The sequence below is a fragment of the Borrelia persica No12 genome, assembly GCF_000500045.1.
GTDB classification, from domain to species: Bacteria; Spirochaetota; Spirochaetia; order Borreliales; family Borreliaceae; genus Borrelia; species Borrelia persica.
This window is the reverse complement of the sequence record NZ_AYOT01000007.1, coordinates 1-1,013: the sequence shown is the minus strand read 5'-3', so window position 1 is coordinate 1,013 and position 1,013 is coordinate 1. Positions and strand designations below refer to the sequence as shown.

At 26.2% G+C, this 1,013-nt stretch carries 1 pseudogene; it reads right to left on the bottom strand.

Features of this window, described 5'->3' with window-relative positions:
• Window positions 1-1,013, bottom strand: a pseudogene (locus U881_RS10140) (class I SAM-dependent DNA methyltransferase); the annotation flags it as partial.

The window sequence follows — 1,013 nt, the reverse complement described above, 5'->3', positions numbered from 1 at the left end:
GAAATCATTTGGATTATTCTTAACAATTAATATGCAAGCATTCATTGCAAGAAGTAAATTCACAGGATTTGTCAAAATTTCCTTTTCACTGGGTTGTGGCATAGGACACTGATACACATATGAGTTTGTCACATTAATACTTACAAATCTTCTCAGCAAAAAATCAAAAGGCAAGGAATTAAACACAGATACAATAAACAATTTCTTATAAATAGATATTTGTGCTTTACCATAATTGGCATCACTCATAATAACTGAATGAGCACAATAACAATTTTTAGGCATTAAAGTACTAATCATAGTTCGTGAATCTACAGAACTGGCTACTCTTCTAAATAAAACATTTATATTATTTAAGTTTTCATTAGGTATAAATTTGTCTATATTTTTCTTACTAATCCACAACAATTTAGACTTTACTCTTGAATTCTCATGTTCAAAATATCTTGAATTAAATTGATATATATTAGCACCTTGATAAATAAATACATAATCATTTTCATTGTCATTAATAACATTTTCTTCAAAAAATTCTTTGATTTCAGATATTATATCTAACCCAACCATAAACTTGATATATTCTTCAGACAGAACATCACATTTACTAAACATTTTACTAACTAAAGAAAATTCTTCATTACTCTTAAAATTCATTATAGATTCATACATAGGAGAAAATCTTTTGATTTTTGATACACACAAATCAAAACCCTTGTAAACAATATTTTTATTATTAACAGATAATTTAAGATTAGCTGTCATATCCTTAATAATAGGGTCATAATCCTGAATCATAAACTTAATCTTAAAGTTAGTAAATTCAGACATGTTATTATTACTAATCTGAAAAATCGAAAACTGAAATTTGGAACCAACATCCGTAAATCTTTTTTTGTTTTCAAAATTATATATAAAATTCACTGCACAATTACTAAAAATGAATTTCCTAAACAACTGCGAAGCAAAATCATGCCACAAACCCACAGGAGTCATATATGTCAAATTCCCATTTT